The 20,317-nt window shown below is 73.8% G+C and carries 15 protein-coding genes; 7 read left to right on the plus strand and 8 right to left on the minus strand.

From position 1 onward, the window contains the following. Positions 1-77: 77 nt before the first annotated feature. The 4 genes from P3T27_RS28380 to P3T27_RS28395 all read right to left on the minus strand — a co-directional run bounded on the left by P3T27_RS28380 (position 78) and on the right by P3T27_RS28395 (position 3,843). Positions 78-1,631, minus strand: a complete 1,554-nt coding sequence (locus P3T27_RS28380; protein WP_280683504.1) for an FAD-dependent monooxygenase — start codon at positions 1,629-1,631, stop codon at positions 78-80. Between the two features lie 27 nt (positions 1,632-1,658). Then, complete coding sequence (locus P3T27_RS28385) at positions 1,659-2,270, minus strand: TetR family transcriptional regulator (protein WP_280683506.1); 612 nt, start codon at positions 2,268-2,270, stop codon at positions 1,659-1,661. An 80-nt stretch (positions 2,271-2,350) separates the two neighbouring features. Further along, a complete protein-coding gene (locus P3T27_RS28390) occupies positions 2,351-3,433 on the minus strand; it encodes a polyprenyl synthetase family protein (protein WP_280683508.1) in 1,083 nt (360 codons plus the stop codon). Beyond that, on the minus strand, positions 3,430-3,843 hold the full coding sequence (locus P3T27_RS28395) for a hypothetical protein (RefSeq protein ID WP_280683510.1): 414 nt from the start codon (positions 3,841-3,843) through the stop codon (positions 3,430-3,432). The genes P3T27_RS28390 and P3T27_RS28395 overlap by 4 nt, the downstream gene beginning before the upstream one ends. Positions 3,844-4,106: 263 nt before the next feature. Here P3T27_RS28395 and P3T27_RS28400 point away from each other — a divergent pair, with 263 nt between their 5' ends. Next, complete coding sequence (locus P3T27_RS28400; RefSeq protein ID WP_280683512.1) at positions 4,107-4,505, plus strand: cytochrome C oxidase subunit I; 399 nt, start codon at positions 4,107-4,109, stop codon at positions 4,503-4,505. A 106-nt stretch (positions 4,506-4,611) separates the two neighbouring features. Here P3T27_RS28400 and P3T27_RS28405 read toward each other — a convergent pair whose 3' ends face one another. Beyond that, the gene (locus tag P3T27_RS28405) at positions 4,612-6,234 is read right to left on the minus strand and encodes a cytochrome bc complex cytochrome b subunit (RefSeq protein WP_280683514.1); all 1,623 of its coding nucleotides are present in this window, start codon (positions 6,232-6,234) and stop codon (positions 4,612-4,614) included. Between the two features lie 397 nt (positions 6,235-6,631). On the opposite strand from P3T27_RS28405, the gene P3T27_RS28410 reads away from it, so the two are divergent. From P3T27_RS28410 to efeB, 3 genes are all read left to right on the plus strand, one after another. Continuing rightward, positions 6,632-6,955 carry a hypothetical protein gene (locus tag P3T27_RS28410; protein WP_280683516.1) on the plus strand — a complete coding sequence of 108 codons (324 nt, stop codon included), beginning with the start codon at positions 6,632-6,634 and terminating at the stop codon, positions 6,953-6,955. Between the two features lie 237 nt (positions 6,956-7,192). After that, entirely contained in the window at positions 7,193-9,256 is a 2,064-nt protein-coding gene (gene efeU, locus P3T27_RS28415) for an iron uptake transporter permease EfeU (RefSeq protein ID WP_280683518.1), read from the plus strand. Then, the gene (gene efeB, locus P3T27_RS28420) at positions 9,256-10,584 is read left to right on the plus strand and encodes an iron uptake transporter deferrochelatase/peroxidase subunit (protein WP_280683520.1); all 1,329 of its coding nucleotides are present in this window, start codon (positions 9,256-9,258) and stop codon (positions 10,582-10,584) included. The genes efeU and efeB overlap by 1 nt, the downstream gene beginning before the upstream one ends. Before the next feature lie 92 nt (positions 10,585-10,676). Here the strand turns inward: efeB and P3T27_RS28425 are convergent, their stop codons facing one another. Both P3T27_RS28425 and P3T27_RS28430 read right to left on the minus strand, forming a co-directional pair. After that, positions 10,677-12,080, minus strand: a complete 1,404-nt coding sequence (locus P3T27_RS28425; protein ID WP_280683522.1) for a HAMP domain-containing sensor histidine kinase — start codon at positions 12,078-12,080, stop codon at positions 10,677-10,679. Then, entirely contained in the window at positions 12,077-12,757 is a 681-nt protein-coding gene (locus tag P3T27_RS28430) for a response regulator transcription factor (RefSeq protein WP_280683524.1), read from the minus strand. The genes P3T27_RS28425 and P3T27_RS28430 overlap by 4 nt, the downstream gene beginning before the upstream one ends. Before the next feature lie 373 nt (positions 12,758-13,130). Here P3T27_RS28430 and P3T27_RS28435 point away from each other — a divergent pair, with 373 nt between their 5' ends. The 3 genes from P3T27_RS28435 (at position 13,131) to P3T27_RS28445 (ending at position 18,672) form a co-directional block, all read left to right on the plus strand. Next, positions 13,131-14,600 carry a glutamate synthase subunit beta gene (locus P3T27_RS28435; protein WP_280683526.1) on the plus strand — a complete coding sequence of 490 codons (1,470 nt, stop codon included), beginning with the start codon at positions 13,131-13,133 and terminating at the stop codon, positions 14,598-14,600. Between the two features lie 332 nt (positions 14,601-14,932). Continuing rightward, positions 14,933-17,470 (plus strand): hypothetical protein, encoded by a 2,538-nt coding sequence (locus P3T27_RS28440; protein ID WP_280683528.1) that lies wholly within the window; start codon positions 14,933-14,935, stop codon positions 17,468-17,470. Next, positions 17,467-18,672, plus strand: a complete 1,206-nt coding sequence (locus tag P3T27_RS28445; protein WP_280683530.1) for a hypothetical protein — start codon at positions 17,467-17,469, stop codon at positions 18,670-18,672. The genes P3T27_RS28440 and P3T27_RS28445 overlap by 4 nt, the downstream gene beginning before the upstream one ends. A 143-nt stretch (positions 18,673-18,815) precedes the next feature. Here P3T27_RS28445 and P3T27_RS28450 read toward each other — a convergent pair whose 3' ends face one another. Continuing rightward, a complete protein-coding gene (locus P3T27_RS28450) occupies positions 18,816-20,255 on the minus strand; it encodes a hypothetical protein (protein WP_280683532.1) in 1,440 nt (479 codons plus the stop codon). Between the last annotated feature and the right edge of the window lie 62 nt (positions 20,256-20,317).

The raw sequence follows: 20,317 nt of genomic DNA on the forward strand, positions 1-20,317 counted from the left end.
CGCTCCTCGCCGAGCCGGCGGGCCCCGACCGATGGTGATCCGACGTCAGTTGGCGGACGCCGTCCGGGGGCGGGTGTTCAGAGGCGGGCGGATGCGGGTTCGCCGAACCAGGCGCGCAGCGCGTGCAGCAGGCCGTCCGGGTCCGCCTCGCCGGGCGCGGCGGCCCAGGCGACGTAGCCGTCCGGGCGCAGCAGCAGCGCGCCGGCGGGCGGCTGCGGGCAGCCGGCCGCGAGGACGTCGACCCGGTCCTTCCAGCCGGCCGCGAGCTCGGCGAGCTGCGTCGGGCCCTCCGAGAGGTCGAGCAGCAGGGCGCGGCCGCTGCGGGCGGCTTCGGCGAGCCGGGTGGGCCCGGCGGCGGTGGTGAGCGGGAGGTCCGGCACGAAGCCGCCGGCGAGCGGGTGCGGGCAGTCGGTGTCGTACCGGACGTCGCTGCCCGCCATGAGGGCGGCGATCCGGCCGAGGTTGTCCTGGTGGGACAGCAGCTCGCCGAACAGGGCGCGCAGGGCGGTGACGGCCGGGCCCGGGGACATCAGGGCCATCTGGGCCTGCGAGTGCATGAAGACCCGTTCGCCGATCGGGTACCGCTCGCGGTGGTAGCTGTCCAGCAGGCCGGGCGGCGCCCAGCCCTGGAGTTCGGCGGCCAGCTTCCAGCCGAGGTTGGCGGCGTCCTGCAGGCCCAGGTTGAGGCCCGGGCCGCCGGTGGCGGCGTGCACGTGCGCGGCGTCGCCGACCAGCAGGACCCGGCCCTCGCGGTAACGCTCGGCGAGCCGGGTGTTGTGGCCGACCTGGCGGCGCGGGGTGTGCGCACCGGGCGTGCTCGCCGGGGCGAGCGCCAGGTCGGCGCCGGTCACCCGCCGGACGCTGGCGCGCAGTTCGTCCACGGTGGGCGGCACGGACTCGTCGACGGGCGGTCCGCTCCACTCCAGCGTGGCCATCATGACGAGCTCCGGGCCCATCGGGGCGAGAAGGAAGACGCCGTGGTCGGTGCGGGTGTGGGTGTACGGGAGGAAGGGCGTGGGACAGCCGGGCAGCAGCACCTCGCCGGTGTCGAGGACGCGCAGCTCAGCGGGCGGGAGCACGTGGGCGATCCGCGCGACCGGGTCGGGCGAGGTGACCCCGGGGAAGCCGATCCCGGCCAGCTTGCGGACGGTGCTGCGGCCGCCGTCGGCGCCGACCAGGTAGCGGGCGCGCAACTGCTCCGCCCCGCTCGGGCCGTCGACGTCGACGGTCACCCCGGTGTCGTCCTGGGTCAGGCCGGTGACCTCGAAGCCGCGGCGTACGGTGACGCCGAGTTCGCGGGCCCGCTCCTCCAGCGCCGCCTCGATCCGGTGCTGCGGAACGGGCAGGGCGTGCAGCGGGTTGCCGTCGAGCTGCCGGAGGTCGAGCGGGAAGGCGCCGAACACGAAGCGGGGTACCGGATCCGGCGCGCCCGGGGCGCCACTGAGCCGCTGGTACAGGCCGCGGTGGTCCAGCAGCCGGATCACCTGGCCGACCAGCCCGTTGGCCTTCTGCTCCGCGGAGCGTTCGGCCAGCCGGTCCAGCACCACCGGCCGGACTCCGGCCAGCGCGAGTTCGCAGGCCAGCATCAGCCCGTTCGGGCCGGCGCCGGTGATGATGACATCGTTGGTCATGGCAAATCCCCCTGTGCGATGGTGAGTTCACGAAGACGACGGGTCGGGCAGCCCGGCCGCCAGCTGCCGCAGCGCCTCCGCCAGGAGCGGTCGCAGCGGTACCGGCGGGTCGGCGCGCAGCCACTGGTCGCCGGCCGCCTTGAGCGCGGCCAGGACGGCGGTGGCGACCAGCCCCGGGTAGAGCCCGTCCGGGTCGGTCCCGGTCCGGGCGGCCACCGCCGCCGCGAGGGCGGCCTCGGCGGCCGCGCCGGCGCGGGCCGTCTCGGCCTGGAGCGCCGGTTCGCGCAGCAACAGCTGCACCGCGGTGGTCCACTGCGGGTCCGGCTGCTCCGCCGCACCCTCGAAGGGCGTGAGGGTGGCGAGGGTGAGCGCTTCCCAGAGCGGTTCGGCCGCCGGCCGGTCGCGCAGCGCCTCGCTGACGAGGCGGATGCGGTCGCAGTGCCGGGAGACGATGGCCTCGGCCTTGCTGGAGAAGTAGTTGTTGTACGTGCGCGGCGACACCCCGGCCGCGGCCGCGATGTCCTCCACCCGGACGTTCTCCAGTCCCCGTTCCACCGCCAGGCGCAACGCGGCCCAGCTCAGTGCCGCTCGCGTCGCGGCCTTCTTCCGTTCCCGCAGCCCGGTCTGACTCGTCGTCACGGCCACCACTCTTCCCGGAAACCTGCGTGCCGCGCAAGAGTGCGTGGCACGCAGTATTCTTCGGGCGTACCCGCCGGGCGTCAGCGCCCCCGCTCGACCACGAAGCCGGGCAGCGCGAACAGGAACTCCCGTGCCTCGTCGGCCTCCTGGCCCCGGCCTTCGCCCCCGACCGGCTCCGCCCCGAGTACCTGGTCGATCTCCCGCTCGGCGGCCGCCACCAGCCCGGCCGCCGCCTGTCGTGCGCTCTCCACGCAGTCGTACGCCGCCATCCGGTCGAGCAGCCAGCGCACCTCCTCGGCGCCGCCGGGGCCTCGCTGCGCCCGGGTCGCGCTCAAGTATCCGAGCACGCGGGCGCGTTCGGCGGGCGTGCAGCGCTCGATCAGGTGGATCAGGAGCAGCGTGCGCTTGCCCTCCCAGAGGTCCCCGGCGATCTCCTTGCCGTACTCCTCCTCGGCGCCGACCAGGTTGAGCACGTCGTCCTGGATCTGGAACGCCGCGCCCAGGTACCAGCCGAACCGGTCCAGCCGGGTGACCTCGGCGTCGGCGCCCTCGGCGACCAGCAGCCCGGTGCGGCACGGGTAGAGGAAGGTGTACCAGGACGTCTTCTTGAGGCACATCCGGTAGTAGTCGCCGGGGGTCAGGCCGCAGGCGTTGTCGCGGATCCAGGCGATCTCCAGCGCCTGCCCCTCCAGCGACTGGCGGCACATCAGCTCGGTCTCCTCGAACAGCCGCCAGGCCAGCTCGCCGCCCAGCTCCCGGCGGTTGGCCATCAGCCGCTGGAGGGCGAGCAGGTTGGTGGCGTTGCCGACGTTCAGCGCCACCTCGGCGCCGTAGCGGGCCGGCAGGGTCGGCTCGCCCCGGCGCAGTTCGCTGCCGTCCTGGATGTCGTCGTGGATCAGGAAGGCGTTGTGGAACAGTTCGACCGTGACGGCCGGGTTGAGCGCGCGCACCGGATCGCCGCCGAAGGCCGCGCAGGTGGCCAGGCAGAGCGCGGCGCGCAGCCCCTTGCAGGGCCGGGCCGGGTAGTCGGCGGCCAGTTCGTACAGGTACGGCGGGCTCTGCTGCGGGATGTGGCCCAGCAGGGCGGCCACCGTCCGCTCCCGGTAGCGGGCCAGCACCCGCTCGACCAGCGGGGCGTCGCCGGTGAGCCGTGGCGGCGTCACCCCTCCTGCCGGCCGTCGGGCTCCTGGGCGGCGGTGCGCTGCGGCCCGAAGGCGTTGGCCAGCCCCTGGTTGGCGACGCCGGGGGCGAGGCTGCCGAGGCTGAGCAGCAGGTTGACGATGTCGTGCGCGTCGGCGGTGAGCTTCTGGGTCTGCTCGGCGGCGTCGCCGGTGGTGCTGCCGAGCACCCGGGCGCTCACCGCGTCGATCAGCTGGTGGGTGTTCTCGGAGACCCGCTGCACCAGCTTGTCGAACTCCTCCTGGTCGACCCGGTGTTCGCCGGTCACCCGCGCTCCGGCCGTCTTGGCGTCGGCGAGCCCGGCGGCGATTTCGCGCTCCAAGGCGGCGGCCGCCTCCATGACCGCGCGCGAGCCCTGCTCGCCCAACTCGCTGAACCGACCGGCATCGGGCATGGCCGACCTCCAGGTTCGTGCCCCGGACGGGCCGGGGAGCAACGTCGCAATGACGACCGATGGTACAGGTCCGTGCGCGGAGCGTGTCCGGCGGGCGGGGTTGTGATGAGTCGCCGGGAGGCTCGGCGAGTCGCCCCGCGCCCCTGGTTGGTCACTGATAGTAGTGACCTGGTCGCGGAGCGATCTCCCGCGCGCCGGTTCGGTGGGACGGCTCGACACGGGCGTCCCGACCGCACACCTCGACAGGACATTGAGGAGTGGTCATGGGTGGCAGACAGCGTCCGCCGAGAGCGCGGACCCCTCGGCAGGGCAGGGCCGCCGGCGGCGGCCGGGTGAACACCCGGGTGGAGATCGCCCGACTGGAGGGCTATCTGGCCTGGGAGGCCGAGGTGGCGGCGGCCGAACGGGACGCTCGGGCCTTCGCCGAGCAGTTCCCGTGGTTGCCCGCCGCCGAGCGGGAGAGCCTCGAACAGGCCTACGCCGCCGACCGGCTGCGCTACGCGGAGGAGGTGGTCGACCGCGCCGTCGAACGTTGCCGCCGGTTGGCTGCCCGCTACCGCAGCGAGTGCCGCCGGATCTGCACCCGTTGGGCCGCGCTGTGCCTGTCCGTCACGCTGGCGGCGGCGCTGTTCGCCGTCGTCCCGGCGGCCCTGCGGGGCTAGGGCCGGACAGGCCGATCTTGTCGGATCAGCCCGCGGCGTTGGGCGCAGCCGCGAGGGCCCGCCGCGCCGGTGGCGGCGCAGCGGGCCCTCGCGGTGTCCGCAGGGGTCAGTGGTGGCCGTGGCCGCTGCTGATCTCCTGGTGCTCCTCGGCGGTGGGCTTGGCGATCTGGCTGCCCTCGCCGTAGAAGCCGCGGGACAGCTTGGCCCGGGCCCGCGTGAACAGTCCGGCCTTGCGGGCCACCCCGTTCTCGTCCACCTCGGGCGCGAGTTCCACCGGTTGCGGTTGGTCGTGCGCCGTGAGGGTGTACATCCGGCCCGGCGGGAGCGGGGCGTGCACCTCGACGTACTCGCCGTGCTGGAGCCGGTTGATGACGCCGGTCTCCCGGCCGTGCAGCACCTTCTCCTTGTCGCGCCGCTGCAGGCCCAGGCACCACCGCTTGGTGATCACGAAGACGATCACCGGCACGGCGAAGAAGCCGGTGCGCACCGCGTAGGTGATCGCGTTGATCGACAGGTGGAAGTGGGTGGCGAGCAGGTCGTTGCCGCCGCCGGCCAGCAGGATCAGGTAGAGGCTGATCCAGGCCGCGCCGAAGGCCGTGCGCACCGGCGCGTTGCGCGGGCGCTGGGCGATGTGGTGCTCGCCGCGGTCGCCGGTGACCCAGGCCTCCAGGAACGGGTAGCACCAGATGACCAGCAGCACGGTCGGGAAGACCATCAGCGGGATGAACACCCCGAGGTTCAGGGTGTGACCGCCCCAGACGCTGATCTCCCAGCCGGGCATCACGCGGATCAGTCCCTCGGAGAAGCCCATGTACCAGTCCGGCTGGGCGTCGGTGGACACCTGGTCGGGCCGGTAGGGGCCGTACAGCCAGATCGGGTTGACGGTGGCGATCGCCGACATGAACGCGACCACGCCGAAGACCAGGAAGAAGAAGCCGCCTGCCTTGGCCGTGTAGACCGGCAGCAGCGGCATGCCGACCACGTTCTCGTTGGTCCGGCCGGGCCCCGCGAAGTGGGTGTGCTTGTGGTAGAAGACCAGGATCAGGTGGGCCGCGAGCAGGCCCAGCATGATCCCCGGGATCAGCAGGATGTGCACGGTGAACAGGCGCGGAATGATGTCCGTGCCGGGGAACTCCCCGCCGAAGATGAAGAATTGCAGGTACGTGCCGACGATCGGCACAGCCAGCACCGCGCCCTCCATGAACCGGATGCCGGTGCCGGAGAGCAGGTCGTCCGGCAGCGAGTAGCCCATGAAACCGTCGAACATGCCGAGGAAGAGCAGCAGCGCGCCGAAGATCCAGTTGATCTCGCGGGGCTTGCGGAACGCGCCGGTGAAGAAGACGCGCATCATGTGCGTGAGCATCGCGGCGATGAAGACGATCGCCGCCCAGTGGTGGATCTGGCGCATCAGCAGGCCGCCGCGGACCTCGAAGCTGATGTTGATCGTGGAGGCGTAGGCCTGCGACATCTGGATGCCCTTGAGGGGGACGTACGAGCCGTCGTAGACGACCTCGCCCATGCTCGGATTGAAGAACAGGGTCAGCCAGACGCCGGTCAGGATGATGATGACGAAGGTGTAGAGCGCGATCTCGCCCAGCATGAAGGACCAGTGGTCCGGGAAGATCTTGCGCAGGTTGGCCTTGGCCAGGGAATAGATGCCGAGGCGGCCGTCGGCCCAGTCGGCCAGGGCCTCGGCCTTGTTCGCGGGCTTGGCGCGTGTGTTGGTCACCGGTCCCGGCTGCGACTGCTGGTCGGTTCTCACGACGGGCTCCCCGGCGTTTTCGGCGTGCCGTGCTGGAGGCCCGCCGGCGGAAACGCCGGCCGGCGAAGTGTTGTGATCATGGGACCTCTCGATACGGGCCCGCCGGCTGGACCGGCACGCGGAGGCGGTGACCCGCTGGACCCGTTGCTCAGGGTGATGGAGCGCTTACTCTGTCATGCTGTCGGCAGGGGGCCGACTGTGCACGTCCATCGGCCCGTCCGGCCGCTCGTGTCGAGCCGGACGGGGGGTTCTGACGTCCGTTCGGCCGCCCGGACGGGCGGTGGTGCTGCGGCCGGGTGCCGCTGAATCGTTTCGGCGCGCGCCGTGTCCGGAGGTCGCGCGACCCCGGCCCTACGCTGCGCCAATGGTGGATCACCCTGAACTCTTCGAGGACGTCACCGCGACCCTCGCCCGCGCCGGGTTCGACACCGCACCGGGCCCGTCCCGGCTGCGGATCGGCCGTCGCCGGGAGGGGGTGGCGGTCGGCTGGGCACCGGGGGAGGGGGCGGACGGGCCGCCCTCCCGGGGAGCGCGAGAGGCGGTCAGCGGCGCGGCCGCCGTCGTGCTGCGCGAGTGCGGCTACCGGGTCGCCGAGACGGACGACGGCGAGCTGCTGGTGACGCCCGCCGCCGAACCGGTGGCGGTGGCGGCGGAGCCGGGGGCGGCGCCCGAGCAGTGGTGGGGGTAGTTCATGCCTCGCGGCGGAGGCCCGCCGGGTCGGTGGGCCGCTTGGCAACCCTCATACCGAACCCTTACCTGAACGGGGGGTGCAGTTGACCACGGCGGCTCTAAGGTTTGCCTAAGCTAAGCCGAAGCGCCCTGGGCCACCGTGTCCGGGGCGTTCGGCTGTGCCGCTGCGCCGTCACCCGCGGCGGGCCGCAGAGAACAGGTACGACCCGGGGTGACCGGGGGAGGAGCCCGCTGCATGTGGGATGAGGCGTTTCCCAGCTTTCTGATCGGGCTACGTGAAGGCCTGGAAGCCGGACTGATCGTGTCGATCCTGGTCGCCACGCTCGTCCGGTTCGGCCAGAAGGCCCGGTTGCCGCAGGTGTGGACCGGCGTCGCGGCGGCCATCGCGCTCAGCCTGAGCTTCGGCGCGGTGCTCACCTTCACCGCCGCCAACCTCTCCGGCCACGCCCAGGAGGCGTTCGGCGGGGTGCTGAGCCTGATCGCGGTCGGCTTCGTCACCGCGATGGTGTTCTGGATGCGGCGCTCGGCGCGCACCCTCTCCGCCGAGCTGAAGGAGAAGGTCCAGGCCTCGCTGGCGATGGGCGCCGGGGCGCTGGTGCTCACCAGCTTCCTCGCCGTCGGCCGCGAAGGCCTGGAGACCTCCCTCTTCCTGTGGACCAACGTGCGCACCGCCGGGGAGTCCACCGGGCCGCTGATCGGCGCGGCCGTCGGGCTGGTGCTCTCGGCCGGACTCTGCTGGGGCCTGTACCGGCGCGCGCTGAAGATGAACCTCACCCGGTTCTTCACCATCACCGGTGCCGGCCTGATCGTGGTCGCGGCGGGTGTGCTCGGCTACGGCCTGCGCGACCTGCAGGAGTCCGGACTGGTCGGCGGCGCCGGCTCGTACGCCTTCGACCTGAGCGCCCATCTGGACGCCTCCTCCTGGTACGCCACGCTGGTGCAGGGCACCCTCAACCTGACCGTCACCATGACGGTCCTGCAGGTCGTCGGCTACCTCGTCTACCTGTGCATCGTGATGACGCTGTTCGTCGAGGGCGTCCGCGGCGGCAAGGCCGCTCCGGCCGCCGGGACGGCGACGGCGGGGACGGCGGCGACGGCGGAGCCGGCCGAGACGGGTGGGCAGGCCGAGCCGGTCCGCTCCGGGCGGCCGCGCTGGGTCCTGCCGACCGCGCTGGTCGCGGTGCCGGTCGTGGTGGCCGGGGCCGTGATCGCGGTCAGCGGCGGCAAGCAGGACAGCACCGCCACCGTCTCCGTCTCCGAGCAGGAGTGCGGCAAGGGCTTCACCACCCCGGTGCCCGGCCAGCAGGTGTTCCAGATGCACAACACCGGCGACAAGGTCTCCGAGGTCTACCTGGTCAACCCGGCCAGCGGCGCCGTCTACGGCGAGATCGAGGGCCTGGCCCCCGGCACCACCCGCGCGCTGACCGCGACCATAGGCTCCGGCGACTACGCCTGGCGCTGCGTGCCCACCGGCGGCAAGTCCGTCACCTCGGCCTCCGTGCACGTCACCGGCGGCGGCGAGGTCAAGGCCGTCAAGCCGGTCGCCGAGGACGACCTCAAGGGCCCGCTCGACACCTACAAGGACTACGTCAACAAGGGCCTGGCGACCCTGCTGACCCAGACCCAGAAGCTCCAGGCCGACGTCCACGGCGGCGACCTCGCCACCGCCAGGGCCGACTGGCTCACCGCCCACCTCCAGTACGCCTCGCTCGGCGCCGCCTACGGCACCTTCGCCGACCTCGACGGCAGGATCGACGGCCGCCCCGACGGTCTCGCCGACAAGATCCAGGACAAGGACTTCACCGGCTTCCTGCGCCTGGAGTACGGCCTCTGGCACGGCCAGTCCGCCGCCGACCTGACGCCCGTCGCCGACCAGCTGACCGCCGACGTCGCCAAGCTGGGGCAGGACTTCCCCGGCCAGGACTTCGACCCCGGCGACCTCCCGCTGCGCGCCCACGAGATCCTGGAGAACACCCTCCAGTTCGAGCTGACCGGCGACACCGACCAGGGCAGCGGCACCAACCTGGCCACCACCCAGGCCAACCTGGTCGGCACCCAGGAACTGCTGACCGTCCTGCAGCCGCTGCTCGACGAGCGTGATCCGCAGCTGCTCACCCGGGTCAACGCCGGGATGAAGCGGGTCGGCGACCTGGTCGCCGCCGCCCACGGGCCCGCGGGCTGGACCCCGCTGGAGCAGCTCCCCGCCGATGCCCGCCGCCAGCTCGACGGCGCCACCGGCGAACTGCTCGAAGACCTCGCCCCCATCCCCGCCCTGCTCGAGATCCGGAAGGCCGCCTGATGACCGACCACACCGCTGCCACCGGAGGCTCCTGCCCGTTCCCGCACGCCGCGGTGCCCGCCCCGGCCGCCGCCGAGGGCGGCTGCCCGGCCGGCCCGGCCCGGCGCAGCTTCGTCCGGGCCGCGCTCGGCGCCGGCGCCGGTGCCGCCGTGATCGCCGGCGGGGCCTTCACCCTGGCCGCCGATCCGGCCGCCGCGGGGGACAGCCACCAGGCGAAGAGCGGGGCCGTCCCGTTCCACGGCGACCACCAGGCCGGCGTCACCACCCCGGCCCCGGGCTACGCGGCCTTCATCTCCTGCCAGGTGATCGCCCAGGACCGCAAGGCGCTGGAGGATCTCCTCAGGACCCTGACCGAGCGCATCCGCTTCCTCACCGCCGGCGGCACCCCGCCCGACCTCGGCGTCGGCGCCCCGCCCGCCGACAGCGGCATCCTCGGCCCCACCGTGCCCACCGACAACCTGACCGTCACGGTCGGCGTCGGCGCCTCGCTGTTCGACGACCGGTACGGGCTGGCCAAGGCCAAGCCGACCAAGCTGGCCCCGATGAAGACCTTCCCCAACGACAACCTGCAGGCCGCCGAACTCCACGGCGACCTCTCGCTGCAGATATGCGCCGACCGGCAGGACACCGTGCTGCACGCGCTGCGCGACCTCACCCGGCACACCCGCGGTGCGATGCAGATCCTCTGGCGGATCGACGGCTTCCAGAACCAGTCCCGCCCGGACGGCGCCCAGCGCAACCTGCTCGGCTTCAAGGACGGCATCGTCAACCCGGACACCACCTCCGCCCGCGAGATGGACCGGCTGATCTGGGTCACCGACGGGATCGGCGAGCCCGCCTGGGCCACCGGCGGCAGCTACCAGGTGATCCGGATCATCCGGATGCTGATCGAGTTCTGGGACCGCGTCACCCTCGCCGAGCAGGAGAAGATGTTCGGCCGCCGCCGCGACACCGGCGCCCCGCTGGACGGCCACCAGGAGACCGACGCGCCGGACTACGGCAAGGACCCGGACGGCAAGGCGATCCCGCTCAAGGCGCACATCCGGCTCGCCAACCCGCGCACCGCCGACACCGACAGCTCGCGCATCCTGCGTCGCGGCTTCAACTACGACCGGGGTGTCGACAAGGCCGGCAACCTGGACATGGGCCTGGTGTTCTGCTGCTACCAGCAGGACGTGGTGCGGCAGTTCGAGGCCACCCAGACCCGGCTCATCGACGAGCCGCTGGTCGACTACATCTCGCCGACCGGCGGCGGCTACTTCTTCGTCCTGCCGGGCGTGAAGGACAACGCCGACTGGCTCGGACGGGGGCTGCTCGCGGCGGTGTGACGCCTACGGGTGTGACGCCGACGGGTGTGACGCCGACCGAGGTGACAGCGGGTCCCGGTGCCGGGCGCACCGGGGCCCGTCGGCGTCGCGGGTCAGGAACCGAGGGTGAAGCCGATCACCGCGCCGCCGCCGTCCCGGTTGGCGGCGAAGGCCGAGCCGCCGTGCGAGCGGGCGACCTCGTACACGATGGCCAGACCAAGCCCCGAACCGGGCAGGCTGCGCGCGGCGGTGGCCCGGTAGAAGCGGTCGAAGACCCGGGCGAGGTCGGCCTCGTCGATCCCCGGCCCGCAGTCGCGCACCTCGACCCGGCGGCCGCGCACCACCACCTCGATCGGGGCCGTCCCGGCCGGGTCGAACTTGGCGGCGTTGTCCAGCAGGTTGCCCACCGCCCGGGCGAGTGCGTCCGGGCGGGCGCTGACCACGGTGTCGTCGGCGTCCACGGTGATCTCCCGGCCGCTGCGCCGCCGGGCCTGCGCGGCGGCCTCGCGGACCAGCTCGGCCAGCACCAGCTCGGTCGGCTGCTCGTCCGCCTTCCGCTCCGCGGCGAGGGACACCAGCTCCTCCACCAGCAGCGTCAACTCCCTGGCCTCCTCGGCCAGATCGGCCATCAGCGCGGTCTGTTCGGCGGGCGGCAGGCGGTCCAGGCTGGGCAGCACCGACAGGTTGGTGCGCAGGCTGGTCAGCGGGGTGCGCAGCTCGTGCCCGGCGTCCTGGACGAGCCGGCGCTGGTTCTCCTTGGCCGTGGCGAGCCGGCCCAGCATCCGGTCGAAGGCCCGGCCGAGCCGGCCGACCTCGTCCGTCCCGGCGGCCGGCACCGGGACGTCCAACCGCCCGCTGGCGGCGACCAGTTCGGCCGCGTCGGTGAGCCGGACCAGTCGGCCGGTGATCCGCCGGGCGAGCAGCCAGCCGGCCCCGCCCGCGAGCACCGCGACCGCCGCCACCGAGGCCGCCGTCCGGAGTCGGAGCGTCGCCAGCAGGTGCTCGGTGGGGCCGAGCTGCTGGGCGATCTGGACCGCACCGCGGCCGCCGCCGAGCGCGATCACCGCCACCCGGTAGGTGTCGCCGCGCACGTGCCGCAGCCCGGTCGAGGTCTGCCCGGGAGCGTCGGAGCGGGCGAGGGCGCGGTCGTCCGGGGTCGGCCGGAGGTCGATCCGGACGGTACCGGGCAGCAACTCCCCATCGGGGCCGAGGGCCTGCGAGGTGACCCGGATCGGGCGCAGCAGTTCCTCGCTCAGGCCGCCCGTGCCGTTGAAGTCGCCGGGGAACAGGTTCTCCCGGCCGACCTGCTGGTGCACCGCCTGGACGGCCGCGGTGAAGTCGGCGGCCTCGTCGTCCCGGATCAGCCGGGCGGCGGAGTGGTAGCCGAGCGCGCCGATCAGTACCGCGACCAGGGCGGCCATCGCGGCGAAGGCCAGCGAGACGGTGGTGCGCAGACCCGGGCGCGGCCACAGCAGCCGCGGCCGCCGCAGCAGCCACAGCCGGCCCGGGCCGGTCACGACTCGCGCAGCGTGTAGCCGACGCCGCGGACGGTGTGGATCAGCGGCGTGAGGCCGGGCCGGTCCAGCTTGCGGCGCAGGTAGCCGATGAACACCGCGAGGTTCTTCGAGCCCGGGCCGAAGTCGTAGCCCCAGATCTGCTCGTAGACCGTGGCCTGGTCGAGCACCGCGCCCGCGTGCCGGGCCAGCAGCTCCAGCAGGTCGAACTCGGTGCGGGACAGTTCCAGCTCCCGGCCGGCCCGCCAGGCCCGGCGGGCGTGCGGTTCGACCCGCAGGTCGGCCACGGTGAGGACGTCCGCGACGGGCCCGGGCGGGTTGCGGCGCAGCAGGGCGCGCAGGCGGGCGAACAGCTCGTCCACGTCGAAGGGCTTGACCAGGTAGTCGTCGGCCCCGGCGTCGAGGCCGGCGATCCGGTCCGGGACCTCGACCCGGGCGGTGAGCATCAGGACCGGGGTGCGGTCGCCGTCGGCGCGCAGGCGGCGGCAGACCTCCAGGCCGTCCGGGCCGGGCATCATCACGTCCAGGACCAGGAGATCCGGGCGCTGCTCGCTGAGGACGGCCAGGGTCTGGGCGCCGTCCGCTGCGGTGCTCACCCGGTACCCCTCCAGTTGGAGGGCGCGGCTGAGGGAGTCGCGGATGGCCCGGTCGTCCTCGGCGATCAGCACGGTGTGGGTCATGGCTCTGATTCTCCCTGGCGTGCCCACGACGGTTTCCGGCGGGTCAGGGATTGGCCGGGGACGGCCGGGGCCGGCGTAGCGGCGGTCGGGTGTCCGGGCGGTGTCGGCGCGGCGGGCGCGCGGCTCCGGCAGGGCGAGGAACTGGACGCCGGCGCCGAGGAACCCGGCGTGCGCGGGGTCGGGTGACTCGGTCGGCGGCACCGCCCGGATCCGGCCGTCCGGCTCGGGGCACGGCCTGCCCCCGCCCGCTTGACCAGGACCTCTCCCGGCCGACTTCCGCCGGGTCGGGCGGGGGCGTACGGTGGCCACACGGTGGCGTGTCCGCCGGGCGTGCCGCCGGGTCCATGTCGGCACGCCCCTGCCGGAGGCCGCGATGGCAGACCGGATGGCTTTCCTCACCACCGCGCGCGCGGAGCGCGAGCGGCGGGACGCGCAGGAGCGGCTGGGGGACTGGCGGGAGGTGTACCGGCCGGGGGCACTGCTGCCGGTCGTGGGCGGGCAGGCGGGCCGGTGCATGGACTGCGGCCTGCCGTTCTGCCACAGCGCCTGCCCGCTGGGGAACCTGGTACCGGAGTGGAACCGGCTGGTGGCGGATGCCGACTGGCGGGCCGCGGCCGCCCGGCTGCTGGCGACCAACAACTTCCCCGAGTTCACCGGGCGGCTCTGCCCGGCGCCCTGCGAGAGCGCGTGCGTGCTGGCGATCGACGGCGCGGCGGTGACGATCAAGAACGTGGAGCTGGCGATCACCGACCGGGCCTGGGAGCAGGGCTGGGACCTGCCGCAGCCGCCCGAACGGGCCGACGGGCGGCGGGTGGCGGTGGTCGGCTCGGGCCCGGCCGGGCTGGCCGCCGCGCAGCAGCTGACCCGGGCCGGGTACGCCACCACGGTCTACGAGCGGGCCGACCGGCCCGGCGGTCTGCTGCGCTACGGGATCCCGCCGTTCAGGCTGGAGAAGCACCGGCTGGACCGGCGGCTGGACCAGATGCGGGCCGAGGGCACCGCCTTCCGCACCGGGGTGTGCGTCGGCCGGGACGTCGCGGCCGGGGAACTGCGGGCCGGGTGCGACGCGCTGGTGGTGGCGGTCGGCGCGGCCGCCTGCCGGGAGCTGCCGGTGCCCGGCCGCGGGCTGTCCGGGGTGCACCAGGCGATCGACTACCTGACCTGGGCGAACCGGGTGGACGAGGGCGACCTCGCGGCCCCGCCGGTGTCCGCCGAGGGCCGGCACGTGGTGATCGTCGGCGGCGGGGACACCGCGGCGGACTGCCTGGGGACGGCGCTGCGCCAGGGCGCGGCGTCCGTCACCCAGCTCGACATCAACCCGCGCCCGCCCGCCGGCCGTGCGCCCGGGCAGCCCTGGCCGGTCCACCCGAAGGTGTACCGGGAGACCACCTCGCACGAGGAATCGGGAGCCGCGGAGGCCGGGCCCCGGGTGTTCGCGGCGACCACGGTCGGCTTCGAGCCCGGCCCGGACGGCCGACTGGCCGCCGTCGGCTTCGCCGAGGCCGAACCGGCCGACCGCAGCCCCCGGGCCGGCACCGAGCGGAGCATCCCGGCGGAGCTGGCGCTGCTCGCACTGGGCTTCACCGGCCCGGAGCCGGACCAGGGGCTGATCACCCAGCTCGGCCTCGCCACCGGCCCGGACGGGGCCCTGGCCAGGGATGACGGCTTCGCCACCGACGCGCCGGGCGTCTTCGTCGCCGGGGACGCCGGGCGCGGGCAGTCGCTGATCGTGTGGGCGATCGCCGAGGGGCGGGCGGCGGCCGCGGCGGTGGACCGCTACCTGCGCGGCGACACCGAACTCCCGGCGCCGATCGGGGCGTCGGCGCGGGCACTCACGCTCTGAGGCCCCGGGGGCAGGCGGTCAACCCGGCGGCGTCGAGCGGGCGTGTCCGCCGCGGCGAGGGCGCTCGGGCGGGCCCGGCAGCCGTGCCGCACCTCCGCACAACCCGGCGCGCCCCGCGAGCCGTTCGGTCACGGCGCGTCCCCGGAGCGGCCCCGGGTAGGGCCCGGGGCAGCAGACGGACGGAGGGGACCGCCATGCCAGACCAAGTCCCGGGGACACCCGCACAGCCGACAGCGCCGACGCCAGCCGCTCAGCCCGCGTCACCCGTTCAGCCCGCGCCAGCGACGCCGCCCGCACCGCCGACCCCGCCGTGGTCGGACGGCCAGCCGCCGGTGCTCGACCACTCGGCCCGCGGCATCCCGAAGGCCACCCTCGTCCCGCTGCGGGTGGACACCCCGCAGTACGGCCCCGCCTTCGCCCGGCACGCCTACCTGCGCGGGCTCGACCTGCGATCCGGCGAAGTGGCCGCCGTCCGCGAGCAGTTGGCAGTCGATCTGCCCTGGGAACTGCTCGCCGCCACGGCTGCCGACCCCGCCGAGCGTCCGCTGCGCACCGCCGCCCTCGCGGCCGTCGACGGGACCGCGCTGCGCGCCTTCGGCGAGGCGCTGGAGCGGGTGCGCCGCGCCACGGGCACCGAGCAGGGCCTGGCGCTGGCCGTCCGGGCCGCCGCCGCGAACGCCGCCTACGACCGCAACGCGGCGGTCACGCCGATCGGCATGATGAACCTGGAGCGCCTGGAGATGGCCCCGGCCGGCATCGAGCGGGGCGAACTCGTCGCCACCATCCCGCTCGCGCCGCTGGAGGAGACCGCCGTCTCCCAGAAGGAGTGGTCCGTCACCACCAAGGAGTTCAGCTCGATCGTCACCGACTCGCTGGAGAACGTCAGCGAGACCGGCGTCACCGACAACACCGAACTCGCCCAGTCCACCACCAACCAGCTCCAGCACAGCAACCAGTTCAACGTCACCGGCACCGTCTCCGGCGGGATCCCGCTGATCTCCGGCTCCGCCACCTCCGGCATGACCAGCCAGAGCTCCGACTCCCAGTCCGCCACCGACAGCCGCAAGCACGCGACCACCGTCACCCAGAAGGCGTCCTCGCGCACCAAGCAGGAGCACAAGGTCACCATCACGACGACCACCGTGACCGGCTCCTCGGAGACCACCACCCGCACGCTGAAGAACGCCAGCCCCACCGACCCGATCCGGATCGACTACTTCAGCATGATGCGCAAGTGGCGGGTCCGGCTGTACCGCTCCGGGCTGCGCCTCACCTACGACCTGGCGATCCCCGAACCGGCCGGTGCGCTGCGCGAGGCGTACGCCGAACTCGACGCGCTGGAGTCGAAGCTGGGCCCCTTCCAGTTCGACGTCCCGCACTCGGACATCACCGAGGAGATCCGCGCCGGCGAGAGCCAGCCGCACTACCTGGTGCTCGCCGAGCGGTACGGCGCCGTGGTGTCGCTCGCCCCCGGCCCGCACCCGGACGTCCACGTCTCCGCCACCGCGCCGAACAACGACGGCGCGGGCATCTACGACGCGCCGCCGCTCACCATCCCGGACGGGTACTGGATCAAGAACCTCTGGTTCCAGTTCGCCTCCGAGAGCCGCACCGGCGACTACCACTACAACCTCAAGGTGCTCGGCAGCACCATCCCCGAGTGGAACGAGCCGTTCGGCTCCCACGGCCCGGTCGATCTCGCCGACCCGGCCAACGGCGGGCTGCTGCGGCACGCGGGCGGGCCGTCCGTGGTGAGCCTCCACCTGGTCAACAACCGGCAGACCTGGCTCAGCCTCACCGCCGTCGTCGAACCCACCGACGAGGCCCGGCGGCAGTGGCAGAACGGCGTCTGGTCGGCCCTGTTCAACGCCGCCCAGACCAAGTACTACGCCGAACAGCAGGACCTCGCCGCCCGCGCCGCCGCCCTGCGGGACCGGCTGAACGGCGTGGACACCCTCACGCTCCGGCGCGAGGAGAGCGACGAGGTCATGAAGGGCGTGCTGCGCTTCCTGCTCGGCGTGGACTACCACGTGATGCCGCAGGAGGTGGTGGATGCGTTCAGGGCCTCCGTCGCCGCGGACCCCGGCCGGCTGCGCCACGGTGCCGGCTTTCCCGGCGACGACACCGGCGGGGTCGGGGTGGGCGCCGCGGCCTGGGCGGTGGTGCTCGGGCACGAGGCGGAGGTGGCCTTCATCAACCAGGCCATCGAGTGGGAGAACGTCGTCACCTTCCTCTACTCGTACTTCTGGGACGCGCCCGCCGCCTGGGCCTTCGTCAGCCGGATCACCCACTCCGACGCCAACCGGCAGGCCTTCCTGCGCGCGGGCAGCGCCCGGGTGGTGCTCACCGTGCGCAAGGGCTGGGAAGAGGCCTGGGTGCGCTTCGCCGAGGGTGGCTTCCACGGCGCCCCGCTGCCCGCCGACCATCCGTACCTGACGATCGCCCGGGAGATCGCCGCCTACGACGACCGGAACTACCCGGGCATCCCGCCGGCCAACCCGGGCAGCAGCGCGCTACTGCTGGAGGACGAGGCGGTGACCACCTGCGCCGCCGTGGTCGAACCGGCCGCCGGGGGAGCGCCGGTCCTGGTGCCGGTGGCGTCCAGTGCGGGCTTCGAGGCGGACACCGTCGTGGTCGTCGACGAGTACGACGACCGCCGGATCCAGGAGACCGCCCGGGTGGTGCGGGTACCGGACGACGGCCGGCACCTGCTGCTGGCCGGCCTCACCCACCGGCACGACGGCACCCTGACGCCGTTCCCCGTCCGCCGCCCGGGCCGACGGGGCACCCTGATCGCCGAGTGGAACGAGTACACCCCGACCTCCGGCACCGACATCGCCGTCAGCAGCCCGTTCAAGGACATGGCGTGAGCTTCCTGCGCGACGAGGACGCCTGCCGGCTGCTGGGCCGCCCGCGCGAGGAGCCGCCGACGGTCTTCGAGTACCTGGCCGCGGAGCTGTGGGTCCGCCATCACTTCGGGTCGGACTTCGAGGCCCGCCCCGGCGCGACCTGGGTGACCTTCCAGCTCGACCGGCTCGGCGAGTGGTGGGGCACGCCCCGCCGGGACCAGCTGAACCCGCAGGACGCTCTGCCGTACGCCAGGCTCACCCCGCAGCCGCCGGATCCGGTGCTGCGCATGGTGCTCCAGGTGCTCTCGGAGGACCTGCGCAACACCTTCCCGGTGGCGAAGGTCGAAGCGATCACCCGGATGCTCAAGGACAAGAGCACCCCGGCGGTCAAGCTGGTCAAGGCGATCCGCGAGCTCACCCCCGGCGGGGCACTCAAGCCCGACATGCTCGGCATCCAGAACCACGTCCCGGAGCTGCGGCTGGAGGCCCTGGAGGTCGGCACCGAGGACGGCGCCCTCGACACCTACCGCGAACTCCAGGGCAAGATCTCGGTGTTGCGGGACCCGTGCGGACGGATGATCGGGAACCGGCTGGCTGTCATGCAGCAGACCGCCGTCCGGCAACTGCCCGACACGGTGGTCTGCGCGGGCACCGACTGGCGGCTCGGCGCGGGGCTGATGGTGCTGCCGATGCCGCTCAACGTCACCGAGGTGAACGGGGACACCTACGTCGACTGGATCTGCTACTGGCCCACGAACCGGGTGGACCTCCGGGACCACCCGCGGCCCGCGAACGGGCGCCCCGGCTACGACGGGCTGGTCCTGTACCACATCCACCGGGTGTCGCTGAAGTCGGTGCAACTGCCCGACAAGATCCGCGAGGCGATGCTCAACCTGATCGCGGCCCGGCTGCGCGCCCGGTCGCTCGGGCCGGCGCTGCTCCCCGAACTGGCGACCGCGGTGCAGCGCGACCGGCGGCTGTTCACCCGGGAGGGCGAGCTGTTCCTGGCCGGGCTGGGCGTGGGCGCGCTGCTCGCGCTGGGCGTCTGGGCGGCGGCCGGGGCGGGGCTGGTCGCCGGGCTGGCGGGGGTGGCCAAGGGCGGGCTGGTGGCCGCGGCGAGTGCGCCCGAGGTGTTCGTCGGCGCGGTGGCCGGTGCGGCCCGGCTCGCGGACGAACTGTGGCCGGCGGTCTCGCAGTTGGGGTACTTGATGCCGGCCCGCTGAACGTGGCCGGGCCCGCCCCGGGGTGTGCGGGGCGGGCCCGACCGGGCGCGGCGCGGGGTGTGCGGGGCGGGCCCGACCGGGCGCGGCGCGGGGTGTGTGGGGCGGGTCAAGCCGGCCGGGGCGCGGGTCAGGCCGGCCGTGGGTCAGAGTAGCGGCAGGTGGCGGAGGAAGACGTCGGTGACGTGGTTGGTGTCGCCGGGGACGAGGGTGCCGTCCGCGGAGGTGAACAGCACCGAGGTGCCGAGGGCGTCGACGAACGGCCGGTCCGAGCTGCCCGCGGTCTGCGAGCCGTCCGGCGCCACGCTGACCCGCTCGGTGCGGCCGGTCCACAGGTCGCGCCGGAAGACGTCCTGGGCGTTGTTGGTGTCCCCGGGCACCAGGTTCTCGGCGGTGGAGCTGAAGTAGACCCAGCGGGCGTCGGCGGTGATCTGCCCGTCGTAGGAGTCGCCGGTGGTCGTGGTCCCGGGGAGCCCGACGCTGACCAGGGTCTCGGTGCCCGCCGCCAGATCGCGGACGTAGACCTCGAAGTGGTGCGCCCAGGGGCCGTCGCCGTGCGAGACCAGGGCGGAGTAGACGGCGTACCGGCCGTCGGCGCTGAGCGCGGGGGAGGCCGCCCCGCGGTAGCCACCGGCTCCGTCGGTGCTGGCCAGGACGGTCTCCCCGGCGCGCAGGTCGCGGACGTAGAAGGGGTAGAAGCGGGGTTTGAGGATCGACGGCTGTTCGTCGTGCCGGAAGGAGTCGCGGACGAACTCCTCGTCGGAGACGCCGTCGAGCTCGGCGGCTGCCTTGGCGGCGAGGGCGCCCGGCTTGTCGCTGCCGATGATGTTGGTGGCCTTGGAGATGAAGCCGACCGAGCCGCCGTCGGCGCTGATCACCGGCGAGGCGGAGGAGGCGTTCGCCTCGGTGCCGTCCGCGCCGATGCTGGCCACCCGGGTCTCGCCGGTCCAGCGGTCGGTGACGTAGATGTTGCCACCCGTCCAGGTGACCGTGCCGGGGGCCAGGTCGGAGCGGTTGGACTGGTAGGCGACGTACCGGCCGTCCCAGCTGAGCGACGGATGGCCGGACTGCCGGCCCGCCTGCGTCCGGGCCGGGTCGTGGCCGGTGGACACCAGCTCGGTGGTCCCGGTCCAGCGGTCGTGGACGTAGACGTCCTCGAAGCCGAGGTTCGCGCCGGGGGTGAGGTTGGTGGCGTAGGAACTGAACGCCACGTAGCGGCCGTTGCCGCTGATCGCGGCGTCGTAGGAGCCGTCGGCCGCCTGGGCGCCGTTCGGACCGGTGTTGACCCGTTCGGTCCGGCCGGTCCACAGGTCGCGGACGAAGACGTCGGACTTGCCGTTGGTGTCGCCGGGCACCAGGTTGGCGGCCTCCGAGGTGAGGACGGCGAAGCGGCCGTCGGCGCTCAGACCGGCGCCCTGCGAGTGTCCGTCGGGCTGCGCCTGGCCGAGCCCGACGGACACCCGCTCGGTGCGGCCGCGCGGCGCGTCCGCCTGGGCGGGCGTCGCGACCGTGGCGGCGGCCAGCGCGGCCGCCGCCAGCGCGCCGGCCGCGCGCAGCAGTCGTGGTACGGAACGTGTGCGGGTCATCCGGTCCCTCCCCTGGGTTCTGCCGGGCCGCGTCGAACTCCCCGGCGGCCGGCTCGGGGTGA

Source organism: Kitasatospora sp. MAA19, assembly GCF_029894125.1.
GTDB lineage: Bacteria > Actinomycetota > Actinomycetes > Streptomycetales > Streptomycetaceae > Kitasatospora.